Below are 23,466 nucleotides of genomic sequence, written 5' to 3' on the forward strand. Positions count from 1 at the left end.
AGCCGCAAGGAGGTCACGCCGCCAGCGGCAGCCGCAGCTCGGTCAGCAGCCCGCCCTGCGGATGGTTGGACAGCCTGATCTCGCCGCCGGCGGCGCGCGCGATGTTGCGGGCAATCGTCAGGCCGAGCCCAAGGCCGCCGGTCTGGCGGTTGCGGGACTGTTCGAGGCGCACGAAGGAGCCGAACACGGCATCGATCTGCGCCTGCGGTATGCCGGGTCCTTCGTCGCGTATGGTCAGCGAGATCGTGCCGTCCGAGCGGTGCAGGCTGAGATGCGCCTTCTTGCCGTAGGTGACGGCGTTCTGCACCAGATTGGTGACGCAACGCTTGAGCGCCACCGGCCGCGCGATGCAGATCAGGCCGCGCGAACGAGTGTCGTCATTGTCGAACGAGACTTCCGGATAGGGGTCGGCGATCGATTCCACGAGCGACCAGAAGTCGATGCGCTCGGTCTTTTCCTCGTTCACCTCGAAGGTGGCGAAATCGATCACTGAACTGGCGATGCTCTCGACATCGGCGAGGTCGTGCGCCAGCGCCTCGCGAACCGCCGATTTGCGCAACAGCTCCAGTCGAAGCCGCATCCTCGTCATCGGCGTGCGCAAATCATGTGCCAGCGCGGCGGCCAGATGTTCACGGTCCTCGACATATTCGCGCAGCCTCGCCTGCATGGCGTTGATTGCCCTGGCGGCAGCACGCACCTCGCGGCTGCCCGACTCGGCGATCGGCGGGCTCTTCAGGTCCTTGCCGATCCTGTTCACGGCGGTTTCCATCATCCGGTAAGGCGCCGTCAGCCGGCGCAGCGACCAGATCGACATGATCACCACCAGGCCGGCGATCAGGGAATAGAGCGGCAGGCTGTCGAAGCTCAGGATCGGGCCGACCGGCGTGATTGGCTCGGTGAAGTTCAGCCACTGGCCGTCGGCGAAGCGCAGCGAGGCCGTCAGCTTGTCGCTCTGGGCGAAATCGGCGGCCAGCACAAGAAGGTCACGTTCGACCTGACCGATATCAGGGCCGGACACAGTGTTGGCGTCGTCGGCCTCGCGCGTTGCCGGATCGCGCCGCACGCGCGCGTCGGTGACGCCGAACTTCGACAGCCGGCCAACGAGGATGTCCTCCAGTTCGGCCAGTTCGTCGTCGCCGGCGATCGAGGAGGTCACGGCGGGCGTGTCCGAGACGGTGAGGGCGTAAGTCGAGTTGAACAGCCCCGCGGCGGTCGCCTTGCGCTCCTCGGGCGTGGCGCCGCTCATCAGCTGCACCAGGGAGAAGGCGCGGTCGTTGAGGCGATAGAGGTCGACCACGTCGTTGGCGGCGGCGCGGTCGCGCGACACGATGTAGAGTGTCGCGACCTGGCTGATCAAAAGGCCTGATATGACGATCAGCAGCACCCAGACAGGCAAGGTCTGCGGCAGGAGACGTCTCATTCGGAGGTCGTCTCGGGCAGGAACTGGTAGCCGCCGCTGCGCACCGTCAGGATCAGTTTCGGCGTCTTCGGGTCATCTTCCATCTTGCGCCGCAGCCGGCTGACCAGGATGTCGATGCTGCGGTCGAAGGAATAGTCGCTGTCGCCGCCGGAGAGCTCGATGAGCTGGTCGCGGGTCAGCACGCGCTGGGCGCTCTTGACGAAGGTCTGCAGCAGGTTGAACTCCGCCATCGTCAGTTCGACCCTGACATCGTCGGGCGCCGTCAGCCGGCGCCGCGAACAGTCCATCGTCCAGCCGGCGAAATGGTAGATCTGCTTGGTGGTGGCGCGCTTCGGCTCGGCGGCACCGTTGCGTCGCAGCACGGCACGGATGCGCGCCAGCAGTTCGCGCGGGTCGAAAGGTTTGGGCACATAATCGTCGGCGCCCATCTCCAGGCCGACCACGCGGTCCGTCGTCTCGGTAACAGCGGTCAGCATGATGATCGGCGTCGAATACTGGGCGCGCAAGTCGCGGCACAGTTCCAGCCCACTCTTGCCGGGCAACATCACGTCGAGCACGATGAGGTCCACCTGCGCGCGGCGCAGGACGGCCTCCATCTCGACACCGTCGGCGGCAACCGACGTGTGAAGGCCCCGCTTCTGGAAGAACTCCTGGAGCAGGTCGCGGATGCCCTTGTCGTCGTCGACGATCAGTATGTGTGCGTCGGATTTCACAGCTGTCCTGTCTCGATTGCCGGCCAAGTCATTCCGGCTGCTGAGCCACACGATAGAATTCGGGCCATATGTTGGCCAGTGCCTTGGATTTCAAGGGAGAATGAATTCCAGCTTCTCCACATGGAAAGCTATGGCCGCGCTGAGGCTCTTTGTTCGATACGTTTCGTTTTCCCAAAACCGGGACCACTTTTGGGCGACACGTATCAGCCGAGCCGGCCAGACACAATCCAGAAACAAAATTCTACAATCGGGAAAAACTCCTGAAAAGGTAGGGCGGCATAACGGTGCCGTGGCGGTCAGCTTATCGGCTGCGACGCTAATCTCCGGGTTCACGGATAAACCGATGCCAAGGTTGTCGATCAGTTTGTTGGGAGCGTTGCTGGGCCTTGGCCTGGTCACTGCCGCTGTCAGCCAATCGGACGCAAAGGCGCCGCTTACCCGGAGCGAACGGTGCGCCAATCTCAGCCACCAATTTGATGAAGCCCTCGAAACCCATGCCACGGCAACGCAGGTCACCGCGGCAAAGGCACTTCAGAGAAAGGGCAACCGGTACTGCGCTGCCAAGAAACAGGCGCAGGGCATCCGGATGCTCGCCAACGCCCTGAAATTGCTTGGAGTGACACCGAATGACCCGGTTCAGTGAAGCTCAAAACGACCCGCACTAAAAAGGAAATGAAGCCATGAAGAAGTCCATCCTGTCCGGCCTCGGCCTCGCCGTTGCTCTCGCGTTCTCGATGCCGGCTCTCGGCAACGCCGCCACCACGACTACCGCTGCTCCGGCTGCCACGACCACCGCTCCTGCGACCACGGCTCCGGCCACCGCTGCTCCGATGAAGGCAGCCCCGAAGAAGGTCGCCAAGAAGGCCGTCTGCAAGGTGACCAAGAAGCATAAGTGCCCGGTCAAGAAGGCCGCCCCGAAGGCTGCCCCGAAGGCTGCTCCGAAGAAGCCCTGATCAGCTTCGACGTCAGTTCTATCAAGGCCGTTCCAGCCGCAACCGGCTGGGGCGGCCTTCTGCCAGGAACCTGATCGGGCGGCTGAACGCCGGCAGCTTACAGCCAGTCACCTCGATCGTATTTAACCCGTTTTCAACGCCGGCCGTGTAGGACAATCCGCATGAAGAAGCGGCTTTCGTCCATTTTGCGTTCGATGGTGATTGGTGGCCTGGTGGCCACCGGTGTCGCCAGGGTGCTGATTCTGCTCACCGCCAGCCCCGTGCCCGACCCGGCCAGCGGCCGTACCGAGCCCTCGCTGTTTGCGCCGATAATTTCCAGCAACTGGGACTACATAACGCCTGTCCAGGCGTGGCTGCTGATCGTGCTTCTTGCCTTGACGCTGGCCTGCATTGCCGGATGGCCGATCGCGGCATGGCTGGAACGCCGGGCCAATCCCGGCGGCAATCGGCTGCGTCCCAATCTGGACCGTTGAACCGCGGTCAGCCATTGCCCACATGATGGTGAAAGTCTCGCGCCCGGTCATCGACCGGTTTGCGCGGTAATCCAAATAGACGATCGGTTTGGCGCGTGGCAAAATGCATGGCGCTGACGCTCGATTGGGAAACCACCGGTTCCGATGCCTGAAAACACCACAAAGCCACGTACCCAGGTCAAGCCGCAGACCGAGCGGCCCAAGCTCTACAAGGTCATCCTCATCAATGATGATTTCACGCCGCGTGAATTCGTGGTGACGGTGCTGAAGGGCGAGTTCAAGCTCAGTGAAGATCAAGCGCACAAGGTCATGATTACAGCGCACCGGCACGGCGTTTGCGTGGTCGCGGTTTTCACCCGGGATGTCGCCGAGACCAAGGCAACGCGGGCCACCGACGCCGCCAAGGAAAAGGGCTATCCGTTGCTGTTCACGACGGAGCCGGAGGAGTAGGGCAGGGGCGCTCTTTCCTTCTCCCCCAAGGGGAGAAGGAAAAGCGCTGCGCTACCGTCCCTCGCGGTACCACATCGAGCCCATCGCCAGGAGCAGCAGGCCGAGGCCGAGGAAGCCGCCGAACAGCGGCACGCGCGAGACGGCCTTCAAGACGCTGTCGTCCGTGGTGCGCAGGCCGATCCAGTCGCTGCCGGAGGCTTCGCCGGCCGAGCGCACCGGCACGATGGAAGGCAAGGTCACGTCGCTGCCAAGGGCCGTGGAGGAGGCCAGCCGGCGCACACTGCCGCCAGTGGCCTCGGTTGGTGCCCTCAGCCGATTTTCAGTGGAGATGACGTCGGCGAATTCCGGCGCGTTGACCGGTCCGACATGGGCGAGGGCGGTGAGATCGCCATTGGCGACCTGGAACAGGCCGATCTCGTTGGTCTGGACGCTGCCGAGGAAGACGCCGGGCTCGGATTTATCGAGCTTCACGGTCAAGGTCTTGCCGGACGGGGTGATGATCTGCGCCGGGCCGGGTTCGTCGGCCATGGTCTGGCGGCGGATCTCCAGCACCATGCCGCGTCCCTCGGCGGTCAGCCGCTCTTCCTCCAGCTCGGGCTCCTTCATCAGCCAGTGGGCGATGCGCCGATAGAGTTGGACATGCGGGCCGCCGCCCTCGAAGCCCCGCGCCCACAGCCAGCCCTGGTCGGACAGGAGCATGCCGACACGGCCTTCACCCTTGCGGTCGAGCAGCAACAGCGGCCGGTCGTCGGCGCCCTTCATCACCACTTCGCCTTGCGGATTCTGCACGCCGATGGTGCGGAACCAGCGGCTCCAGTGCGGCGGCTCTGTGGCCGAACCGTCGAGGCCGCGCGTCACCGGATGACGCTGGCCGAGTTCGGTGAGGCGCGGATAGAAGGCCTTTTCGACCACTTCGCCGGTCGGCATCGCCGGCAGGGCCGACATCAGCGGCGTGCGCGCGATCGAGGCCTCGCCGGCATATTCGGGGCCGGCGGCGATCAGCAGCGCGCCGCCCTTTTCGACATATTCGGAGATGTAGTCGTAATAGAGTATCGGCAGCACGTCGCGATGCTGGTAGCGGTCGAAGATGATGAGGTCGAAATCCTTGATCTTCTCGACGAACAGCTCGCGGGTCGGGAAGGCGATCAGCGACAATTCGTTGATCGGCGTGCCGTCCTGCTTTTCCGGCGGCCGCAGAATGGTGAAATGGACGAGATCGACCGAGGCGTCGGATTTCAGCAGGTTGCGCCAGGTGCGCTCGCCGGCATGCGGCTCACCCGAAACGAGCAGCACGCGCAAATTCTCGCGGATGCCGTCGACCAACGCGATGGCGCGGTTGTTGGTGTCGGTCAGTTCGCCCGGTTCGCGGTCGATGGCGAGTTCGATGATGTTGCGGCCGGCGCCTGGAATGGTCACCTGCAGCGGCATGGTCTGGCCGACCGTGGCATGCTCGACCGCGACCTGTTCGCCATTGACCGAAACGCGCACATCGACCGGCCCGGCCTCGTTCTCCGTCGAAATGACGCGGTAGCTCATGTCGAGCGGCTTGCCGACAAGGCCGAAGCGCGGGGCGTTGTCGAAGCGGATGCGGCGATCCTTTTCGTGGTCGTTGCCGGTGATCAGCGCATGCAGCGGGGCGTTGAAGTCGGGTGCGCCCGGCGGCGCGTCATGCACCTCGCCATCGGTGATCATGATGGCGCCGCCGATGCGGGACGGCGGCACATCGCGGAAGGCACCTTCCAGCGCGCCGAACAGCCGTGTCTCGGTGCGCTCTTCGGCGGCTTCGGACTTGCCGGCCTCGACGACGCGGACATCGAATTGCTTGAAGCGGCCGAGACGCTGCTGCAGCCCGGCCAGCGCCTCATCGGTCTGCCTGGCGCGGTCGCCAATATCTTGGCTCTGGCTGCGGTCGACGATCAGCGCCACAACGCTCTTCAGCGGCTCGCGCTCCTCATTGAGGAACACCGGGTTGAACAGGGCGGCGGCGAGCGCCAGCAGGGCGACGAAGCGGAAGATTCCGCCGCGCTGGCGAAACCACAGCCCGATGAGCGCAAGCGCCGCCAGCGGCACCAGCACAAGGGCCAGCAATGGCCAGGAGATCAGCGGTTCGAAAGAGATTGACCAATTCATGTCTTACTGCCCCAGCCGTTCGAGCAGAATGGGCACGTGGACCTGGTCGGATTTGTAGTTGCCGGTCAGCATGTACATCATGATGTTGACGCCGGCGCGCAGCGCGTAGACGCGCTGCATCGGGTCGGCCGGCACGGTCGGCAGCAGCGGGTCGCCATTCTCGTCGACCGCCCAGGCGCCGGCGAAATCATTGGCGGTGATCATGATCGGCGAGACGCCGTCGCCGGTGCGTACCGGGCGGTTGTCGGCGTTGCTGGCGTCGAGCGATGCCTCCACCCAGAGCGGGCTGCCGGCGAAGCGGCCGGGAAATTCCGGCAGGATGAAGAAGGACTTGGTCAGCACGTGGTCCGACGGCACCGGCTCCAGCGGCGGCACGTTGAGGTTGCCGAGGATGTCGCGCAGCCGCTCTGTCGCCGGGCTGGTGGAATCGGCGCCGATGCCGTTGGCGAACTGGTCGCGCGTGTCGAACAGCACCGTGCCGCCCTGCTGCATATAGGCGTCGATGCGGGCGATCGCGGCCTGGCTCGGCATGGGGGCGGCCGGATTGATCGGCCAGTAGATCAGCGGGTAGAAAGACAGTTCGTCCTTCGAAATGTCGACGCCGGCCGGTGCGCCGGGTTCCAGCGCCGTCTTCTCGATCAGGAAGCGGGTCAGGCCCTCAAGCCCGGCGCGGCTGATCGAATCGTCGCCCGGCACACCGGTCAGCACATAGGCGATGCGGGTCTTCGAGATCGCCTCGATGGCCGCATCGTCGCCCGGTCTGGCGTCGTCGGCGCGGGCGAAATCGGCATGGCCGAACACTGCGCCAAGCGCAATCAGGATCGCGGCGGTGGTTGCCACGGCGCCGGCACGGCGCGGCCGGCGCGAAAACAGGCCGCCCATCCAGAACACGGCCAGCGTGTCGAGCAGCATCAGCACCAGGGCTGCCGCCACCAGCGAACCCTTCAAATTGCGCGATTCGTCGAAGGCATATTGGATCGTGGTGACCGGCACAGCGATCTGTGGACGCGCCAGCGGTGCAAACGTGCTTGCCGCGTCGAGCAGATTGTGGGCGAAGACACCGGTCTCGGAACCATAGAGGCCGGGCGGGTTCTCGAAGGTCACCGGCAGCGCGCCGGCGCCGGGCACCAGTGGCCGCGCATCCGGTGTCGGCGGCACCAGCGAGCCATCGGCTGCGATCATGCGATAGGGCGCCAGCGACGTGGCGGCGGCTTCGGCATTGGCGATCGCCGCACCCTGGTTGCGCGACAGCTGGACGATGCGGCGCAGCATCTCGACGAAGCTGCCGGAGATCGGCAGGTTCGACCAGGTCGCCTCGGGCGTGACGTGGAACAGCACCAGCGTGCCCTTGCCTTTCTTCAGCCCGGTGACCAGCGGCGTGCCATCGGCGAGCGCTGCCCAGGTGCGTTCGACGATGTCGGGTGTCGGCTCGGCCAGCACCTGCCTGTTCACGGTCACCTCGGTGGGCGGCGCCAGATCGGCGAAGGGGCCGGCCTTGGGAAATTCGGTGACCGGCTGCGGCGAGGTCCATGACAGGGCGCCGCCCAGCGAACGCTCGCCGGTGCGCAGGCGGACCGGCAGCAAATCGTCGTCATTGCCGGCGGCTGCCAGCCGCGAGCCGGCGAAACGCACCAGCGTGCCGCCATTGTCGACCCAGTCGACCAGCCTTTGCTTGACCTGCGCCGGAATGGTGCCGATGTCGGCCATGATGATCATCGCCGGCTTCTGGTCGAGGATCTGCGGGATGGCGTCGGCGAGATCGGCGCTGGACGGCTCGACCAGATCGGCGAAGGGCTGCAGCGCGCGCCTGATGTAGTAGAGCGGTGACAGAAGCGGCTGTGCCTGGTCTGCCTCGGCCTGCGACAGCAATCCGACACGGCGGCGCTTGGAGCTTTCGTCGAGCACGCGCACCGCACCCGCCTGGCGCTCACCGTCGAGCGCTATCGAAGCGAAGTCGTTGCGCAGCTCGAACGGCACCGTCATGGTGCCGGTGGCGGTGGCTTCGCCCGGCGCGAAGGTCAGCGTCGCATCGGCGATGCGTCGGCCCTTGTCGTCGAAGGCGCCGGCGGTGACCTGCGCCGGCGCCGGATCGCCCGGCGCGCGGATTGCGGTCAGCGCAAAGCCGTCGACCTGGTTGTCGGCGCCGGTCAGGCCGGTCAGCGAAAGCCGCTCAGTGGTTGCCCAGACGACGCGAGCGGCATTTTTCGACAGCAGCGTGTTGAAGGCGGCTTCGTCGCCCTTGGCCGCGAGGCCGTCGGCCAGAACGGCGACGCTGGCGCCGGGCAAGGTCGCCAGCACGCCGGCGACACGGGCATAGACAGCGGGCCGGTCGGTCGGGATCGGCCGCGGCTTGGCGGCGCGCAGCCGGTCGAGTGCGGCTGCGGCATCGAAGGGGCCGATCTCCGCATTGGCCTTTTCGGCGGTGAAGGCGATGATAACAGGCACGCCGTTCGAACCGGCGTCGTGGATCAACCGCTCGGCGGTGGCGATGCGCTTGTTCCAGTCGGCGGCACTGGCCCAGTCATTGTCGATGACCAGCGCGAGCGCTGCACCCTCGGCCGGCAGTTTTTCGCGCGGGTTGAAGACCGGTTCGGCCAATGCTGCGACGATGAGCGCGGCCATCAGCAGCCTGAGCAGCGTCAGCCACCACGGGCTCTGCTGCGGCGTCTCCTCGCGCTTCAGCACGCGCGCCAGGATTTTCAGCGGCGGGAAGATCTCGGCCTGCGGCTTGGGCTGCGTCAGCCTGAGCAGCCACCAGATCACCGGCAGCGCTAGCAGGCCCCACAGCACCATGGGAGCGCCAAAGGAGAGCGGCAGCCAGCTCATGCGACGGCCTTTCCGGCACGACCGCCACCGGCGGTCGGTTTGGGCTGATCGCGACTGGCGATCATGCCGGCACGACCGGACGTCGGCCCGGCATATGAGCCATCGGCGGTCATCGCCATGTGCAGGCGCACCAGCGCGTCGGAAGCCAGCCGGTCCGTGTGGTTGACGGTAAAGCTCCAGCCGAGCCGCTTGCACCAGCCGGCCAGCTCCTGGCGGCGGGCGGTGTAAAGCAGGCGGTACTCGTCGCCGAGCATTTCGGCGCGGCCGGCCGTCAGCTTGTCGCCGGTCTCGGGATCGGTGAACTCGGTGCGGCCGGCATAGGGGAAGGTCTCCTCGGCCGGATCGGCGACCTCGATCAGATGGGCGCGCACGCCGTGGCGGGCGAGCACGTCCAGCCAGGCCATGGTTTCGTCGACCGGATCGAGGAAATCGCTGACGATGACGATATCGCAGAAGCGCCTGATGCCGGAGAGATCAGGCTTGGCCGGCAGTTCACCGGCATGCATCAGCTGGGCGGCGATGCGCTCGGCGCCGTTGCGGGCGGTGAAAGGATCGGTGAGCCCTGGCCAGGCGATGCGCTCACCGCTGCGCGAAAGCAGTTCTGCCATGGCCAGTGCCAGCACCAGCGCGCGCGACTGCTTGGAAACGCTGGCGCCAGTCGATTTGTAGAGCATGGAGGGCGACGGGTCGGCCCACAGCCACACCGTATGGGCGGCTTCCCATTCGCGGTCGCGCACATAGGTATGGTCGTCGCGCGCCGAGCGGCGCCAGTCGATGCGCGATGCATCACCTTCGACATAGGGCCGGAATTGCCAGAAATTCTCGCCGATGCCGCGCTTGCGGCGGCCATGCCAGCCGGCGATCACGGTGTTGACGATGCGGCGCGCCTCGACCAGCAGGTCGGGCACCAGCGAAGCCCGCAACCGGCCACGGGCGAGCGCGTCGCGCGTCGCTGCCGGAGCCTGGACCTCGCCGATGCGCGCCATCAAATTCCTTTCACGAGCTTTGCCACCACATCGCGCACGCTGGTGCCTTCGGCGCGGGCGGCGAAGGTCAGCGCCATGCGGTGCTGCAGCACCGGCTCGGCCAATGCCCGCACGTCATCGACCGACGGCGCCAGTCGTCCCTCGTAAAGCGCGCGCGCCCTCGTGCACAGCATCAGCGCCTGGCTGGCGCGGGGACCGGGGCCCCAGGCGACATGCTTGTCGGTCTCGGCATTGCCCTGGCCCGGACGCGCCGAGCGGACCAGAGTGAGGATCGCCTCGACGACGCTTTCCGGCACCGGCATGCGGCGGATCAGCGTCTGGATCTCCTTCAGCCGCGCCGGCTGCAGCACGTTCTGAGCCTTCGCGTCCTCGACACCGGTGGTCTCCAGCAGGATGCGGCGCTCGGCCTCGATTTCGGGATAGAGGATGTCGACCTGCATCAGGAAGCGGTCGAGCTGGGCCTCGGGCAGCGGATAGGTGCCTTCCTGTTCCAGAGGGTTCTGCGTCGCCAGCACATGGAAGGGCGCGGGCAGATCGTAGCGGGCGCCGGCAATGGTGACATGGTATTCCTGCATCGCCTGCAGCAGCGCCGACTGGGTGCGCGGCGAGGCGCGGTTGATCTCGTCGGCCATCAGGAGCTGCGCGAAGATAGGGCCGGAGATGAAGCGGAAGGAGCGTTTTCCGGCCTCGTCCTGCTCCATGACCTCGGAGCCGAGGATGTCGGACGGCATCAGGTCGGGCGTGAACTGGATGCGGCGCGAATCGAGGCCGAGCACGACGCCAAGCGTCTCGACCAGCTTGGTCTTGGCGAGGCCGGGAACGCCTACGAGAAGCGCATGGCCGCCGGCCAGAACCGCCACCAAAGTGCGCTCGACGACGTTCTCCTGACCGAAGATGACCCGGCCGACCCCATCGCGGATCCTGGAAATATCGGCCAGCGCCTTCTCGGCCTCGGCGACCATGTCCGTTTCGCTGATCGGGCTCTCCTTGACCATCACGCTCATGCAGCTCGATCCCTTTTTGCCTTGAGATACCTATGGTCGGAAATACGGTCGCACCATAGCATAAGTTGCCGCGATTCGGCCTCGCGTAGTGGCTATGGTCGAACTTAAATCACAGACTTAGGCTGACAAGCGGAACAACAGTGACTATTTCGTGACGATGACGGAACACTACGAACATCGCGAACAAAGCCTTACGAGCGCCACCGAGGCGCGCGGCCTGGAGGCGTTGATCTCGCGGGCGGCGCGTGCCGGCAAGGGCGCAGCGCCCGTCGAACGCTGGAATCCGGACTTTTGCGGCGATCTCGACATGGAGATCAAGGCCGACGGCACCTGGTTCTACCTGGGAACGCCGATCGGCCGCATGCCGCTGGTGCAGCTTTTCTCCTCCGTGCTGCGCAAGGACGCGGACGGCAGGACCTATCTGGTGACGCCTGTGGAAAAGGTCGGCATCCGCGTTGCCGATGCGCCGTTCATCGCCGTTGAGATGGATGTCTCGGGCAGCGGTGACGAACAGATCATCACCTTCCGCACCAATGTCGGCGACGTCGTCGAGGCCGGGCCGGAGCGGCCGCTGCGCTTCGTCGACGAGAACGAGACCGGGGGCCTGAAGCCCTACGTGCTGGTGCGCGGCCGGCTGGAGGCGCTGGTGGCGCGGCCTGTCATGTACGAACTGGTCGGGCAGGGCGAGGAGATCGAGATCGGCGGCAAGACGATGTTTGCCGTGCGCTCCAAGGGCGCCGTCTTTCCGATCATGCCGGCTGATCAGTTGAAACGGCTCAGCGCATGATGGACCAAGTGTCACCGGTGCCGTTTTCATCGGCCGATTTTCGCGCGCGGTTCGCCGCGCAGCCGGACGCGCACGCCGGCGACGATTATGGCGATCATCGCTTCAATCCCGGCCATCCGCGTCTCAACCAGGGCAAGGCGCTGCGCAATGCCGCAGTGCTGATCCCGGTGGTCGATCACCAAGGCGAGGCAGCGGTTCTCCTGACCAAGCGGGCCGAAAAGCTGCGCAGCCATTCGGGGCAAGTGGCCTTTCCCGGCGGCACCATCGACCCCACCGACGCCAGTCCGGAGACGGCGGCGCTGCGCGAGACCTTCGAGGAGATCGGCCTTGACCAGGACCGCATCGAGATCATCGGCCGCATGCCCGATTACGTCGCTGGCAGCGGCTACCGCATCGCGCCGGTGCTGGGCATCGTGCAGCCCGGCTTCGAGCTGACCTTGAACGCCGACGAGGTCGATGCCGCCTTCGAAGTGCCGCTGCGCTTCCTGATGGACCCGGCCAATCACAAGCGTGACAGCCGCATGTGGAACGACCTCGAATGGTTCTTCTACGACATGCCCTATGGCGACCGGCGCATCTGGGGCGTCACCGCCGGCATCATCCGAACGCTCTATGAAAGGCTCTACGCTTGACTGTTTCGATCGCGGACAGGGCCGACTGGCTCGCCGACAAGCACTTGCAACGCCTGCTTGGTGCGCTCACCGAAGGCGGCGAGGAAGCGCGTGTCGCCGGCGGTGCCGTGCGCAACGTGCTGATAGGCCAGCCGGTCGCCGATATCGACATCGCCACCACCTGTTTGCCCAGTGAAATCATCCGCCGTGCCGAGGCGGAAGGCTTCAAGGCGGTGCCGACCGGCATCGAGCACGGCACGATCACCGTCGTTGCCGGCGGCAAGCCCTATGAAATCACCACCTTGCGCGCCGATGTCGAGACCGACGGCCGCCGCGCCAGGGTGCTGTTCGGACGCGACTGGAAGCTGGATGCCGAGCGGCGCGACTTCACCATCAACGCGCTCTACGCCGAAGCGGATGGGAGCGTTGTCGACCTGGTCGGCGGCATTGCCGACATCGAGGCGCGGCGGCTGCGCTTCATCGGCGATGCGGAAGCGCGCATCCGTGAGGATTATCTGCGCATCCTGCGCTTTTTCCGCTTCTTTGCCTGGTATGGCGAAGGCCGGCCTGACGCCGAGGGGCTGAAGGCCTGCGCCCGACTGAAAGAAGGGCTCGGACAACTCTCGGCCGAACGCATCTGGTCCGAGCTGAAGAAGCTTTTGTCGGCGCCCGATCCCTCGCGGGCGCTGCTCTGGATGCGGCAGGCAAGTGTGCTGACCACCGCGCTACCGGAAAGCGAGAGATGGGGGATCGATGCCATCCACGGGCTGACCAAGGCTGAAACGGATCTCGGCTGGACCGCGGATCCGATGCTGCGGCTCGAAGCAATCGTGCCGCCGGATGCCGCGCGCATGAAGACGCTCGCCGAGCGGCTCCGGTTTTCGACAGGTGAATCAGACCGCTTGCGCCACTGGGCGCTGGTGGCTGTCGTCGAACCGAAGACCACCGAGGGCGAGTTGGCGAAGCGGCTTTATCGCGGCGACCGGCAAGGATTTGTCGATCGCCTGCGGCTGTCGCTTGCCGGAGCCCGGGTGCGCGCTGTTCAGGACAATGAGGCACTGCTTGAGGCCGGCGGCTTTTCACGCCTGTTGGCCTTCGCGCTCAAATGGGAAAAGCCGCTGTTTCCGCTGAAAGGCGCCGATCTGACGGCACTCGGCGCAAAGCCAGGGCCGAAACTGGGCGAAATCCTCAAGAATCTCGAGGCGGAATGGATCGAAGCAGGATTTGCGCCTGATCGCGGCGCGCTGCTCGAACGCGCCGCAAAGGCACTTGAAACCTAATCAACTACCAGCCTCACCTACTTGATCGCTACGGGGGCTAGGGCGCGTGAGAGGCTCGCCTCTCCCTTGCCATAGACGGATGCACTATAGTTGACCAGCGTGTCGGTACGAGCCGTATTGAGCAGATCGTTGGTGATCTGGGTCGGCGTGGCCTTGGTGAATTTGCTGCCGATGATCGCAGCGTAGCCGGATATGATCGGCGCGGCGAAGGACGTGCCGTAAAGGCCGGTCTTGTCGCCGGTGACACCCACGACGAGGAAATGGCTCTGCACAGCCGTGTTGGAGCCGGCGTAGTTGGAATACCAGGCAAGCTGGGCCTTGTTGGACGTCGTGCCGTTGGTGGACAGCGCGCCGACGAAAATAGCCGAAGGTTTGCCGATCAAAGCGATGTCGAGATAATCCTGCTGGCCGCTGGTGACGCCGCCTACGGCAACCGAGTCGTTGCCAGCCGCCTTGGAGACAACGGCTAACCCTTTGGCGGCGTAGGAAATGATGGAAGCTTCCTCCTGGGCCCACCCGATCTGGTTTGAGCTGTAGCCCGCCTTGGCGTACATGCCGTAGCTCAGATTGAGCACATTCAGGCCGCTCGCCAACGGGACGTATGAACTGGTGGTGAAGTCTTTCGACCTGATCGTCGCCAGGGGCGCAACCATGCTGGCTTCCTCGCGGGTCCATTCACCGTGCCGCTGGGTTTGAACTCCGAGGCCGAAATTGCCGGAAAAGCGTGACGAGCTGCTGAAGTCGTCAACCATGGTAATGGTAACGCCCTTGCCCTTGTAGCCTGCCGCCCATGCGGCGCCGACATCGGGGCTCATCCAGTTCTGTACCGACTGCGTCGCCGGCGCGGCTGGGATCGTCGCGCTCACGCATATGGAGCCGGCACCGTGGCAGACTGCGGCCATTTCATCGGCGTCGAGGGCCTCCTGCGCCGATGCGAATGGCGCCGAAAGGATGACAAGGGCGGCGGCGAGGCCGAACTTCATGCAAGTACCCGACATGTCCCTACTCCAGTCAGACAAGAACCAGTATGAGCGATCGCCTTGGGGGCAGGATTCTGCAATTGCAGCCTCGCGACGATCAGAAAGTAACACGATAGTTCAGCCAGAGATGCTGGCTTTCCGGTTTAGCATTAACCAGATATTTCAAGGTTTCCTCAGGCGCCATCTGGCTGGCAGCGAGCCGGCAATTGACGCTGTAGCTACCCAGGTCGCCATAGTCGGCTTCGCAGGGCTTTTCGGTGAGCTTGCCGCCGATGGTCGTGGTGAGCGACAGGGAAAGCGTACTGTTGGGATTGGGATGCATCTGAGTGAGGAACCCAAGCTTGAGGCTGGGCTCGATCCGATACTTCTCGCCCTCTTCTCCGGTCCCGAAACCCCAAAGGATGCCGGTATCCTCGGTGATCTGGGTCAGCAGGTCCACATGCATGTCGACCCAGCTCGCGCGATACCACTGGTTGAACGATACAAAGGTTCCGTTCTGCAGTTCGTAGCCGCCATTGCCCAGGCCTCTCGCGCGATCGCTGAGCGGCGAACCCTGGTGTATGTCGACCAACGATGTGGTCAGTTCCTGGGCAATGGACGGGGACGCCCCGATGAGCGCGCAAAGCAGGAGTGCCGCCGTGCGGAAACGCACTCGATTGCCGGACTTTTCGCGCGTGCGCGAAACACCTCGCCCCACCGTTCCGGATCAGTGCCTGGGGGCGACGGGCTTCTCTGGCAGCCCACTGTAGCCGGATTATCCGCGCGACATTGGCACGGGTTCGGTTACCGCAGGGTTTACTTTAGCGGAGGCAAATATAATTTTTTGACCTGAAAAGATCTGCCTCGCGCCGTGACCGCGATGGCGTAAGACGCGAGTCGCGTCGCAAAGCTGTATTTAGCTCATCCGATGGTGAGCGCCGGCGCGGTTCGCTTGCCGCCGCCCACGAAGCAAAGCCGGGCAAAACCTAGGCGGCGTCGCGAACCTTCTCGATGCGCGAGCGGATCGCTTCGATCATCGTCTCGCGGATGACAGTCTCGCCATGTGTGTCGCGCATATGCTCGACGGCGCGGCGCATCACTTCGGCTTCCTCGTCGGCACGGGTGTGCCACCCACAGCCGGGCACGAGCGACCCGCAGTGAAATTCCTTCATTGGATTTCTCCTTTTCCTCCGGGGAGCCGGTCAGGGGCTCCGCCACTTTTCTTGGCTCACGGTCCAGCTTTGGACCGCCAGCAGGGGCAATGACCATAACACGCGACGGACCGTCTGGTTGCATCAAAGCTGCGTGCGCTTCCGCCTAGCCGATGTTTACGGCCAGCGAACCTCAGGCGGCAGGCTGGACAGGATCGCGGCAACATTGCCGCCCGTTTTCAGGCCGAAGATGGTGCCGCGATCGTGAAGCAGGTTGAATTCGACATAGCGGCCCCGGCGGACGAGCTGTTCGTCGCGGTCGCCATCGGTCCAGTTCTCATTGAAATTGGCGCGCACGAGATGGCCATAGACGACGAGAAACGAGCGTCCGACGTCCTGGACGAAGTTGAAGTCGGCATTCCAGCCGCCCTTGTCCTCGCCCGAATGCAGCCAGTCGAAGAAGATGCCACCGGTGCCGCGCGGCTCGTTGCGGTGGGACAGATAGAAATACTCGTCGCACCATGTCTTGAATTTCGGATAATCGGCGACGTCGGCGTTCTTCTCGCAGGCGAACTGCATGGCGCGGTGGAAGGCGACGGTGTCAGGGTCTTCCTGGGTGCGGCGGCGGTCGAGCACCGGCGTCAGGTCGGCGCCGCCACCAAACCATTGGCGCGAGGTGACCACCATGCGCGTGTTCATGTGCACGGCTGGAACGTGGGGGTTCCAGGGGTGGGCGATCAGCGAGATGCCGGAGGCCCAGAAGCGCGGGTCTTCCTCGGCGCCGGGCATCTGCTTTCTGAATTCGGGCGAGAACTCGCCATGGACGGTCGAGGTGTGGACGCCAACCTTCTCGAAGACACGGCCATGCATCATCGACATGGTGCCGCCGCCGCCTTTGCCTTGATCGCGTTCCCATGGCGTTTTTTCAAAACGGCCGGGCGACCAGGAGGCCAAGGGACCGCCAAGATCCTGCTCGATCTGCTCGAAGGTGGCGCAGATGCGTTCGCGCAGCGCCTCGAACCACAGGCGGGCCTTCATCTTCTTCTCTTCGATGTCGGCGGGCAGGCCAGCTGGTATTTCAGGTCGTTCCAAGTGCCGTCTCCGGTTGCGGGCGGTCGAGTCGACAAAAGACTCGTCTTTTCCGGGCGCGATCCCTAATCTCTTGAGGAACAGGGTCAAGTCACTTTGGTTTCGCGCATGATCCTTTCCGAAAACCGGTTTCCGATTTCGGGGCCATGCGCCAGATGCAAGGAGTGGTTCGTGCGCACCCCGGCAAGACCGCCGCTGGATGGCCTGAAGAAAAGGCTCGACCAAAGCCGCGCCGAGCGCGCCCGCATGCCGCGCGACGGCTTTTTGCGCGAAACCTTCGTCCTGCCGCGCTCCGATGCGCGGCTCAAGGCCAAGGAATGGTTCGAGCGCTTTCCCAAGCAGGCCTACTGGACCGAGATCGAAAGCTGGTTCGAGCGGCCGGGTGATTTGATCGAGTTCACCATCAGGCGATTGCCCGTGGCGGATTAAGGTTTCCTCGCCCCGTTCACGGGGAGAGGATGCCGGCAGGCAGGTGAGGGCGGCACAAACCTCCGTCTGCTGGCGCTGCCCCTCATCCGCCTTTCAGGCACCTTCTCCCTGCGAACGGGGAGAAGGAAGAACCAACCGTCTCGCCCCCGTTCCTTCCCTTGCCAACCTGTCCCCGTTGTTCCTGAGCGGGCATTTGTCGATCGACATGCAGCCGCAGCCGATGCAGTCGGTCAGCCCGTCGCGCAGTTTCTTCAGCTGGGTGATCTTGTGGTCGAGCCCGTCGCGCCAGGCGGTGGACAAAAGGTTCCAGTCGTCGCGCGTCGGCGTGCGGCCCTCGGGAAGTGATGCCAGCGCCTCGCCGATCTCGGCCAGCGAGATGCCGACCTCCTGGGCGACCTTGATGATCGCCACCCGCCGCAGCACGTCGCGGCCATAGCGGCGCTGGTTGCCTGAGGTGCGGTGGCTGCGGATCAGTCCGCGCGCTTCGTAGAAATGCAGCGCCGACACCGCGACGCCGCTGCGCATCGCCACCTGGCCGACCGTCAATTCCGTCACTGGAGCCATTTCCCATTTTCCGCTTGACCTCAACTTAAGTTGAGCTTGTAGCGAGGAAATGTTGATTGGGCAAATGACAGGAGAAGGCGATGTGCGCCTGGGCGAGAATGACTGGAGAAACCGCTGTCGTCGGTGACGGCAAGCACAGTGTTGTCGATGGACTGCAGATCCTATCCGAGCTGCCGGATGGCTTCGCCCGCCACCATGGCGACGGAGAGCGCGACGTTGATGCTGCGCGCGGTTCCCTGCATGGGGATGGTCAGCCGCGCATCCGCAGCCTGATGGACCGGATCTGGCACGCCTGCGGATTCGCGGCCGAACAGGAGGATGTCGCCGTTCCTGAAACTGAAACTGGTGTAGGGGGTCGTCGCTTTGGTCGACAACAGCACCAGCCGATCCGCGCGGGCCTTGCGCCAGTTCTCGAAGGCGTCCCAGTTGATGTGGCGGGTCAGGGCAGCCATTTCGAGGTAGTCCATGCCGGCGCGCTTGAGCGCTTTGTCGGAAAGCGGAAAGCCGGCCGGTTCGATGATGTCGACGCCAAGGCCGAGGCACGCGGCCAGGCGCAGGATTGTCCCGGTATTGCCGGCAATGTCCGGCTGGTAGAGCGCGATGCGGAGACGATCGTTCATTTCCGCGTCCTTCTAATAAGTGGCAGATCGGCAACAGCGGGTTCGCGGTTTTGGAAATTGCCGAACCTGCGGGTGGCCATTTTTTTCGAAGTCGGGTATACGGCCAGCATTGTCAACCCGAACCGATGGAGGGGAAACTCATGATGACCATGTACATCCAGCGCCCCTCTCGTGGGCTTACCTGCCTGCTGGCGGTTTCGGTACGACAATTCTCCTGACTCTCTAAGACTTGATCGCACCGATTCCCGCCGAAACGTTTTTTCGGTCGAAGGAATGCTGCGATGTTTTTCAAAAAGTCAAAGGGGCTGAACGCCCGAACTGAACACGTCCAAACCGATACTTGTCGTGTCCAGACCAACTCGTTCAGTCGTGTCCAGATCGATGCAATCCATGCCTCCGGCCGAATGCCGGCGGACGATATGGATTCGCCTTTTCATCTCTATTTTCACACGGAGGACGGACCGATGTTCGATCCCTACAGAATACCTGGCTCAAGGAGCCTGCATATCCACCGACTGCCGACCTGGGCGCTGTTGATCGGCGACACTTATTCGTCGGCGGTTCACGCCGAAGTCCGTCGACGGCCGCATCGCGGCATGCTGCCGGATGTCGATTTCTCGCGCGCGGTTCCCGATCCGAGCCGGCCGTCGCTGGTGCGCCGGATCATCCGGCTGATCCGGCCGGGCGCGAAAATCCGGCTTGTCGACGCCGCGCCGTCAGGATCGACAAACGACCCTGTCGGCGAAAAGCCCGCGAGCCCCTATATTGCGCGAAGCAGGGCCGACGGTCCGGATGATTCCGGACCGTCGGCCCTCGGCGCCACACGGCCCGGGGACTTCGGACGTCGCCAAGCCGCGTAAGCGGGAAACAGATTTTACAGGCATGACCTATGTTGTTGTTTAGCTGGTTTGAAAGAAGGCTCGATCCGTTCCCGGCAGCGGAACCGGTCGAGCCCCCCAAGACGCTGGTGGCCTTCTGCCTGCATTATACGCGTGGCGCATGGCCCTATATCCTTGTCGACGCGGTGCTGGTGGCAGCGATCGCGATCGCGGAAGTCTGGATGTTCGGCTTCCTTGGCCGCATTGTCGACTGGCTGTCGGCTGCGAACCGCGAAACCTTCCTGCAGACGGAGGGCTGGAAGCTCGCCGGCATGGCCTTCATCGTGCTGTTCGCGCTGCCGGGCACGGTGTGGCTGCATTCGCTGCTCAACCAGCAGACGCTGATGGGCAACTATCCCATGCGCATCCGCTGGCAGGTGCACCGCTACCTGCTCAAGCAGTCGATGAGTTTCTACCAGGATGAGTTCGCCGGACGTATCGCCACCAAGCTGATGCAGACGGCACTCGCCGTGCGCGAATGCGTCATAAAGGTGCTCGACGTCCTGAACTACGTCATCGTCTATTTCCTGGGCATGCTCTACATCGTCGGTTCGGCCGACTGGCGGCTGGCCGCGCCGCTGGCCGTCTGGCTGGTCGGCTACATCCTGTTGCTGCGCTTTTTCATTCCGCGCCTGGGCAAGGTCGGCGAGGAACAGGCCAATGCGCGCTCGGTCATGACCGGCCGCGTCGTCGACAGCTATTCCAACATCCAGACGGTCAAGCTGTTTTCGCATGCGCGCCGCGAAGCTTCTTTCGCCAGGGAAGGGATGGATGGCTTCCTGAGCACGGTCTATCGGTCGATGCGGCTGGTGACAGTGCTTTTCGGCACACTCTACATCCTGAATTCACTGCTGCTGTTCTCGATCACCGCCATCTCGCTGTGGCTGTGGATGGGCCAAGTGGTGACGATCGGCGCGGTCGCCGTGGTCATCGGCCTGGTGCTCAGAATGTGGGGCATGTCGCAGTGGATCATGTGGGAAATGTCGGCCCTGTTCGAGAACATCGGCACGGTGCATGACGGCATCGCCTCGATCTCGCTGCCGCGCCTTGTCGAGGACAGGCCGGATGCGCAGGAGATCAGCGTTTCCAGGGGCGAGATCCGCTTCGAGGATATCCGCTTCCACTATGGCAAGCAGAAAGGCGTCATCGAGAACCTGTCGCTGGCGGTGAGACCCGGCGAGAAGGTCGGTATTGTCGGCCGCTCGGGCGCCGGCAAGTCGACGCTGGTCAATCTACTCCTGCGCTTCTACGATTTGGAAAGCGGCCGGATCCTGATCGACGGCCAGGAGATCGCGGGCGTGAAGCAGGATTCGCTGCGCGCGCAGATCGGCATGGTCACGCAGGATACCTCGCTGCTGCATCGCTCGGTGCGCGAGAACATACTCTACGGCCGGCCCGATGCTTCGGACGAGATGCTGGTCGAGGCGGCGCGCCGCGCCGAGGCGCTGGACTTCATCGGCGGGCTTTCGGATGGCAGTGGCCGCAAGGGGTTCGACGCCTATGTCGGCGACCGTGGCGTCAAATTGTCCGGCGGCCAGCGGCAACGCATCGCCATTGCTCGCGTTATGTTGAAGGATGCGCCGATACTTATCCTTGACGAGGCGACGTCGGCGCTGGATTCCGAGGCGGAAGCGGCCATCCAGGAGAACCTCTACAAGCTCATGCAAGGCAAGACCGTCATCGCCATCGCCCACCGTCTTTCGACCATCGCGGCGATGGACAGGCTCGTGGTGATGGACCAGGGGCGGGTCATCGAGGAGGGTTCGCACGACGAACTGGTCGCCAAGGGCGGGCTCTACGCCCAGCTCTGGCAGCGCCAGTCGGGCGGGTTCCTGCTCGAAGACATCCCGACCGATGCCGCCAATGATGCAATCGCAAAAGGCCAAGCCGCCGAATGATGACAGCCGAATGATGACAGCCATCTATCGCTGGTTCGAGAACTGGGTCTATCCGTTCAGGGAGCCGGCGAACCTTCGGCCACCCTCCAGCGTCGGCGGCTTTCTCTGGCATTATGTCGGCCAGGCAAAGTTCGCGTTCTTCGCCATGCTGGTCATCGGCGGCATCGCGCCGCTGGTCGAGGCCGGCCTGTTCTACTTCGTCGGGCGGCTGGTCGACATTCTTGACCAGCTTCCCGGCGAGCGCAGCTGGCATGCGCTGTGGACCGCCGCTGGTCCCGAACTGGTGTTCATGATCGCCGTGGTGCTGGTCATCCGCACCATCGTCGTTGGCCTGTCGGCGCTGGTCGACGAGCAGACCATTACGCCCGGCTTCTACAATCTGGTTCGCTGGCAGGCGCACCGGCATGTCTCGCGCCAGTCCTACGCCTTCTTCCAGAACGATTTCGCCGGTCGCATCGCGACAAAGGTCTGGCAGGCGGGGCAGGCGACCGGCGATTTGATGGAAAGCTTCATCGAGGTCGTCTGGTTCATGCTCGTCTATACGGTGACGACGCTGGCGCTGGTCGCCGGGCTTGACCTGAGACTAGCCGCGCTGGTGGTGGTCTGGATCGTCGCTTTTGGCTTGCTGGCAAGACTCTATCTGCCGGCGATCCGGAAGAATGCCGAGGCTACGGCCGAAGCAGGTTCAATGATCAATGGCCGCATCGTCGATTCCTATTCCAACGTGCAGACGCTGAAACTGTTTTCCGCCGACGGCGACGACCGCTACATCAGGAACGGCTTCGACATCTATCTCGACGCGCTGCGCCCCTTCACCCGCCGGCTGACCGGTGTGCGCATGGCGCTGACCACGCTGTCGGGCATCATGATCACGGTGATCGGCTGTTTTGCCGTCTATCTCTGGGTCGAGAGCTCGATCACCGTCGGCGCGGTCGCCTTCACGCTCTCCCTCGTCTTGCGGCTCAACATGCTGCTCGGGCGGCTGATGATGCAGCTCAACGGCATCTTGCGAAATCTCGGCGTGCTGGAAAACTCCAAGGCGCTGATCTCGCAGCCGCTCGGTCTCGTCGATGCACCCGATGCTAGGGAACTCGTCGTAGCGGGCGGCCGCATCGAGGTGAAGAATGTCGAGTTCCATTATGGCAAGGGGTTCGGCGTGCTGAACGGCATCGACCTCGTCGTCAAGCCGGGCGAGAAGGTCGGGCTGGTCGGGCCGTCGGGTGCGGGCAAGACGACGCTCGCCAACCTGATCCTGCGGCTCTACGATCTGGAGAGCGGTAAGATCCTGATCGACGGGCAGGACATCGCCGGGGTCACCCAGAATTCGCTGCGCGCCAATATCGGCGTCGTCAGCCAGGACACGGCCCTGTTCCACCGCTCGCTGCGCGACAACATCAAGCTCGGCATGCCCGACGCGACCGATGCGGAGGTGATTGCCGCAGCTAGAAAGGCCGAGGCGCACGAATTCATCCTGAGCTTGCGCGACAACAAGGACCGTGCCGGCTACGAGGCGTTTGTCGGCGAGCGCGGCGTGAAACTGTCGGGCGGCCAGCGCCAGCGCGTGGCGATCGCGCGTGTCTTCCTCAAGGATGCGCCGATCCTGATCCTCGACGAGGCAACCTCGGCGCTCGATTCCGACATCGAGGCGGCGATCCAGGAGAACCTTACCAGGCTGATGGAAAACAAGACCGTGATCGCCATCGCGCACCGGCTGTCGACGATCGCAGCCCTTGACCGCCTGGTGGTGCTGGACGGCGGCCGCATCGTCGAACAAGGCACGCATGACGAACTGGTGGCGCTCGACGGGCTTTATGCGCGGCTGTGGAAACGACAGTCCGGCGGCTTCCTCTATCACGAGGAAAGCGTGCTGGAAGAAACGCGGCCGGCTGAATAGATTTGGTAATGCTGTCTTTGATCGGAGATTTAAGGCCAATGTCCGTGCGCATGCCGTCGAATTTCGGGAGATCCAGCGCCCAGGAAACGGCGTTTGATGTGCTTGGCCATGAAATCCTCGCCGAAAAGGCGGCGGCGCTCGGCCGCGCCGGGCAAAAGGTCGAGGAAACGCTCGCCCGGCTGGGCGCCAATGCCGATGAGGACCTGCGCCCGAGGCTTCTCAAGGAGGCTGCAGCAGCCGTTCATGCCTATTTCATCCAGCGTGAACTGTGCGGCTTGCGCAAGCACGATGCCGTCATCCGCGAACATGCCATCCCGAAAGCCGTGCTGGCCCGATTGGGAGCGGCGTAAG

The 23,466-nt window shown here is 64.1% G+C and carries 24 protein-coding genes; 12 read left to right on the forward strand and 12 right to left on the reverse strand.

What is annotated here, in order from left to right; all coding sequences use genetic code 11:
- Positions 1 to 13: 13 nt before the first annotated feature.
- Both ACZYHG_RS13875 and ACZYHG_RS13880 read right to left on the reverse strand, forming a co-directional pair.
- Complete coding sequence (locus ACZYHG_RS13875; protein WP_464614263.1) at positions 14 to 1,420, reverse strand: ATP-binding protein; 1,407 nt, start codon at positions 1,418 to 1,420, stop codon at positions 14 to 16.
- Positions 1,417 to 2,133 (reverse strand): response regulator, encoded by a 717-nt coding sequence (locus ACZYHG_RS13880; protein WP_027030679.1) that lies wholly within the window; start codon positions 2,131 to 2,133, stop codon positions 1,417 to 1,419. Before ACZYHG_RS13880 ends, ACZYHG_RS13875 begins: the two co-directional genes overlap by 4 nt.
- A 343-nt stretch (positions 2,134 to 2,476) precedes the next feature.
- Here ACZYHG_RS13880 and ACZYHG_RS13885 point away from each other — a divergent pair, with 343 nt between their 5' ends.
- From ACZYHG_RS13885 to clpS, 4 genes are all read left to right on the forward strand, one after another.
- Positions 2,477 to 2,776: a hypothetical protein gene (locus ACZYHG_RS13885; protein WP_464614683.1), complete on the forward strand. Its 300-nt coding sequence runs from the start codon at positions 2,477 to 2,479 to the stop codon at positions 2,774 to 2,776.
- A 37-nt stretch (positions 2,777 to 2,813) separates the two neighbouring features.
- A complete protein-coding gene (locus ACZYHG_RS13890; RefSeq protein WP_027030678.1) occupies positions 2,814 to 3,086 on the forward strand; it encodes a hypothetical protein in 273 nt (90 codons plus the stop codon).
- Positions 3,087 to 3,247: 161 nt separating this feature from the next.
- Positions 3,248 to 3,559, forward strand: coding sequence for a hypothetical protein (locus ACZYHG_RS13895; RefSeq protein ID WP_464614264.1), 312 nt, complete (start codon positions 3,248 to 3,250; stop codon positions 3,557 to 3,559).
- Positions 3,560 to 3,703: 144 nt separating this feature from the next.
- Positions 3,704 to 4,009, forward strand: a complete 306-nt coding sequence (gene clpS, locus ACZYHG_RS13900) for an ATP-dependent Clp protease adapter ClpS (RefSeq protein ID WP_464614265.1) — start codon at positions 3,704 to 3,706, stop codon at positions 4,007 to 4,009.
- Between the two features lie 51 nt (positions 4,010 to 4,060).
- Here the strand turns inward: clpS and ACZYHG_RS13905 are convergent, their stop codons facing one another.
- The 4 genes from ACZYHG_RS13905 to ACZYHG_RS13920 are packed head-to-tail and all read right to left on the reverse strand — an operon-like array spanning position 4,061 to position 10,955.
- Positions 4,061 to 6,139 (reverse strand): hypothetical protein, encoded by a 2,079-nt coding sequence (locus tag ACZYHG_RS13905; protein WP_464614266.1) that lies wholly within the window; start codon positions 6,137 to 6,139, stop codon positions 4,061 to 4,063.
- Between the two features lie 3 nt (positions 6,140 to 6,142).
- Positions 6,143 to 8,965: a DUF4159 domain-containing protein gene (locus ACZYHG_RS13910; RefSeq protein WP_464614267.1), complete on the reverse strand. Its 2,823-nt coding sequence runs from the start codon at positions 8,963 to 8,965 to the stop codon at positions 6,143 to 6,145.
- The gene (locus ACZYHG_RS13915) at positions 8,962 to 9,951 is read right to left on the reverse strand and encodes a DUF58 domain-containing protein (protein WP_464614268.1); all 990 of its coding nucleotides are present in this window, start codon (positions 9,949 to 9,951) and stop codon (positions 8,962 to 8,964) included. The genes ACZYHG_RS13910 and ACZYHG_RS13915 overlap by 4 nt, the downstream gene beginning before the upstream one ends.
- Positions 9,951 to 10,955: an AAA family ATPase gene (locus ACZYHG_RS13920; RefSeq protein ID WP_464614269.1), complete on the reverse strand. Its 1,005-nt coding sequence runs from the start codon at positions 10,953 to 10,955 to the stop codon at positions 9,951 to 9,953. Before ACZYHG_RS13920 ends, ACZYHG_RS13915 begins: the two co-directional genes overlap by 1 nt.
- A gap of 157 nt (positions 10,956 to 11,112) precedes the next feature.
- On the opposite strand from ACZYHG_RS13920, the gene ACZYHG_RS13925 reads away from it, so the two are divergent.
- The 3 genes from ACZYHG_RS13925 to ACZYHG_RS13935 are packed head-to-tail and all read left to right on the forward strand — an operon-like array spanning position 11,113 to position 13,633.
- Positions 11,113 to 11,742, forward strand: a complete 630-nt coding sequence (locus ACZYHG_RS13925) for a DUF1285 domain-containing protein (protein WP_464614684.1) — start codon at positions 11,113 to 11,115, stop codon at positions 11,740 to 11,742.
- Positions 11,742 to 12,374 carry a CoA pyrophosphatase gene (locus ACZYHG_RS13930; RefSeq protein ID WP_464614685.1) on the forward strand — a complete coding sequence of 211 codons (633 nt, stop codon included), beginning with the start codon at positions 11,742 to 11,744 and terminating at the stop codon, positions 12,372 to 12,374. Before ACZYHG_RS13925 ends, ACZYHG_RS13930 begins: the two co-directional genes overlap by 1 nt.
- Positions 12,371 to 13,633, forward strand: coding sequence for a CCA tRNA nucleotidyltransferase (locus ACZYHG_RS13935; RefSeq protein WP_464614270.1), 1,263 nt, complete (start codon positions 12,371 to 12,373; stop codon positions 13,631 to 13,633). Before ACZYHG_RS13930 ends, ACZYHG_RS13935 begins: the two co-directional genes overlap by 4 nt.
- Before the next feature lie 17 nt (positions 13,634 to 13,650).
- Here ACZYHG_RS13935 and ACZYHG_RS13940 read toward each other — a convergent pair whose 3' ends face one another.
- The 4 genes from ACZYHG_RS13940 to hemF form a co-directional block, all read right to left on the reverse strand.
- Positions 13,651 to 14,631 carry a S8 family serine peptidase gene (locus ACZYHG_RS13940; protein WP_464614271.1) on the reverse strand — a complete coding sequence of 327 codons (981 nt, stop codon included), beginning with the start codon at positions 14,629 to 14,631 and terminating at the stop codon, positions 13,651 to 13,653.
- Positions 14,632 to 14,710: 79 nt separating this feature from the next.
- Complete coding sequence (locus ACZYHG_RS13945) at positions 14,711 to 15,265, reverse strand: hypothetical protein (protein ID WP_464614272.1); 555 nt, start codon at positions 15,263 to 15,265, stop codon at positions 14,711 to 14,713.
- Positions 15,266 to 15,578: 313 nt separating this feature from the next.
- A complete protein-coding gene (locus tag ACZYHG_RS13950) occupies positions 15,579 to 15,764 on the reverse strand; it encodes a DUF1059 domain-containing protein (protein WP_464614273.1) in 186 nt (61 codons plus the stop codon).
- Between the two features lie 156 nt (positions 15,765 to 15,920).
- A complete protein-coding gene (gene hemF / locus ACZYHG_RS13955; RefSeq protein WP_464614274.1) occupies positions 15,921 to 16,835 on the reverse strand; it encodes an oxygen-dependent coproporphyrinogen oxidase in 915 nt (304 codons plus the stop codon).
- A gap of 168 nt (positions 16,836 to 17,003) precedes the next feature.
- Between hemF and ACZYHG_RS13960 the strand changes: the two genes are divergently transcribed.
- Entirely contained in the window at positions 17,004 to 17,261 is a 258-nt protein-coding gene (locus ACZYHG_RS13960) for a hypothetical protein (RefSeq protein WP_027030665.1), read from the forward strand.
- A gap of 93 nt (positions 17,262 to 17,354) precedes the next feature.
- Here ACZYHG_RS13960 and soxR read toward each other — a convergent pair whose 3' ends face one another.
- Entirely contained in the window at positions 17,355 to 17,825 is a 471-nt protein-coding gene (gene soxR / locus ACZYHG_RS13965) for a redox-sensitive transcriptional activator SoxR (protein WP_464614275.1), read from the reverse strand.
- 161 nt (positions 17,826 to 17,986) lie between these two features.
- Positions 17,987 to 18,445, reverse strand: coding sequence for a tRNA (cytidine(34)-2'-O)-methyltransferase (locus ACZYHG_RS13970; protein WP_464614276.1), 459 nt, complete (start codon positions 18,443 to 18,445; stop codon positions 17,987 to 17,989).
- Between the two features lie 419 nt (positions 18,446 to 18,864).
- Here ACZYHG_RS13970 and ACZYHG_RS13975 point away from each other — a divergent pair, with 419 nt between their 5' ends.
- The 4 genes from ACZYHG_RS13975 to ACZYHG_RS13990 are packed head-to-tail and all read left to right on the forward strand — an operon-like array spanning position 18,865 to position 23,465.
- A complete protein-coding gene (locus ACZYHG_RS13975) occupies positions 18,865 to 19,305 on the forward strand; it encodes a hypothetical protein (RefSeq protein ID WP_464614277.1) in 441 nt (146 codons plus the stop codon).
- Between the two features lie 29 nt (positions 19,306 to 19,334).
- A complete protein-coding gene (locus ACZYHG_RS13980) occupies positions 19,335 to 21,221 on the forward strand; it encodes an ABC transporter ATP-binding protein (protein WP_464614278.1) in 1,887 nt (628 codons plus the stop codon).
- 10 nt (positions 21,222 to 21,231) lie between these two features.
- The gene (locus ACZYHG_RS13985; RefSeq protein WP_464614279.1) at positions 21,232 to 23,115 is read left to right on the forward strand and encodes an ABC transporter ATP-binding protein; all 1,884 of its coding nucleotides are present in this window, start codon (positions 21,232 to 21,234) and stop codon (positions 23,113 to 23,115) included.
- Between the two features lie 38 nt (positions 23,116 to 23,153).
- The gene (locus ACZYHG_RS13990; RefSeq protein WP_464614280.1) at positions 23,154 to 23,465 is read left to right on the forward strand and encodes a DUF6665 family protein; all 312 of its coding nucleotides are present in this window, start codon (positions 23,154 to 23,156) and stop codon (positions 23,463 to 23,465) included.
- Position 23,466: the final 1 nt, after the last annotated feature.

The sequence above is a fragment of the Mesorhizobium subarcticum genome (genome assembly GCF_055456085.1).